Raw genomic sequence first — 1,365 nt, 5'->3', positions numbered from 1 at the left:
GCGCCATCGTCTTCACCCGCACCAAGCGCGGGGCAGACCGTGTCAGCGGTCATCTGGACAAAGCAGGCCTCAGCTCAGCCGCCATCCACGGCAACAAGAGCCAGCGCCAGCGCGAAAGATCGCTTGATGGCTTCAAAAATGGCTCCATCAAAATCCTTGTGGCAACAGACATCGCTGCCCGCGGTATTGATATTGATGGCGTCAGCCACGTGGTCAACTACGAGCTGCCAAATGTGCCGGAAGCGTACGTTCACCGCATTGGTCGGACAGCCCGCGCAGGCAAAAGCGGTGTTGCCATCTCCCTGTGTGATGGAACCGAACAGCCATACCTGCGCGACATTGAGCGCCTGATTGGCCGCAAAATCCCGTCTGGTGATGGCGATTGGGCGGACGGCGAAATGCCTGCGTACGACCCAGCAAACGAACAGACACAGCTGAAACGCCACAAACGCCCGCAAGGCAACCGTCGCCGCAGTGGCGGTGGTGGTGGCGGCGCTGGCCGCTCAGCCGGTGGTGCAGGCCGCACAGCTGGCGGTGCAGGCCGCAACGGTGCCGCACAAGGCAGCAAACCAGCAGGTGAGGCAGGCGCAAGACCAGCCGGTGCAAAGCCAAATGCAGGTCGTGGCCGCGGCGGCAAACCAAACGCAAATGCGCGCCCAGCTCAAAAAAGCGGTCCAAACCGCAGCCAGAGCAACAGACCACGCCGCGCAAAACCAGCAGCTGCGCAGCGCTGATTTCATAAAACACGCCGGGGCTCACAAGCCCCGGTTTTGCTTTCAGGCCTCAGTGGTCTCTGCCGTCTCTTCCTCCGCCCGAGTGCCAAAACCGGCAGGCGAGACGATCTCGATCAGCTCAAAATCCTCAGAATGCTCAATCTCGCGGTGGCGAATGCCCGCTGGCTGCACCACGCAATCCCCCGGTTTCACTGTGCGGATGCCATGCCCCTCATATTCAAACCGCGCCCAGCCTTTCAGCACATAATAAAACTGAAAGGAGCAATCATGCACATGCCACTGACCTGTCGCATTGTGCCCCTCACGCGCTTTAATCACATGCGCAACCACAGCCCCGTTGGTGGCATCAGCCACGCCAAGGTCGCGATATTCAAAATAACTGCGCAACCCCCGCGCCTCAAACTCCCCAGCCTCACCTTCGCTGTGGCTGAAACTCTGTTCCTGTTCCATGAAAGTCCCTCCCTCATCGTTGGGTAGTAGGGACCGTTAGGGCAGGGAACGTCAAGTTACAGATAAAGATAACTGGCCGTCGTGAAGTAAACCAACACCCCAAGCACATCATTGCTGGTTGTGATGAAAACACCCGTCGCCGCCGCCGGATCAATGCCAATCTTGTCCAGCACCACAGGCA

At 59.1% G+C, this 1,365-nt stretch carries 2 protein-coding genes; one reads left to right on the top strand and one right to left on the bottom strand.

What is annotated here, in order from left to right; genetic code table 11:
• Positions 1 to 734, top strand: a 734-nt coding sequence (locus PPL9_RS21960) for a C-terminal helicase domain-containing protein (RefSeq protein WP_161831417.1), incomplete at its 5' end; no start/stop codon positions are given.
• A gap of 42 nt (positions 735 to 776) precedes the next feature.
• Here the strand turns inward: PPL9_RS21960 and PPL9_RS21955 are convergent.
• Complete coding sequence (locus PPL9_RS21955) at positions 777 to 1,184, bottom strand: cupin domain-containing protein (RefSeq protein WP_057464737.1); 408 nt, start codon at positions 1,182 to 1,184, stop codon at positions 777 to 779.
• Positions 1,185 to 1,365 lie beyond the last annotated feature (181 nt).

This window comes from Pseudovibrio sp. POLY-S9 (assembly GCF_001431305.1).
Taxonomy (GTDB): Bacteria; Pseudomonadota; Alphaproteobacteria; order Rhizobiales; family Stappiaceae; genus Pseudovibrio.
Note: the sequence above shows the minus strand (reverse complement) of the source record. Positions and strands in the feature narration are given on the sequence as shown.

What these genes read in the sequence shown, in the direction of transcription:
- PPL9_RS21955 (WP_057464737.1), bottom strand. Translation starts at nt 1,184, where the DNA reads ATGGAACAGGAACAGAGTTTCAGCCACAGCGAAGGTGAGGCTGGGGAG.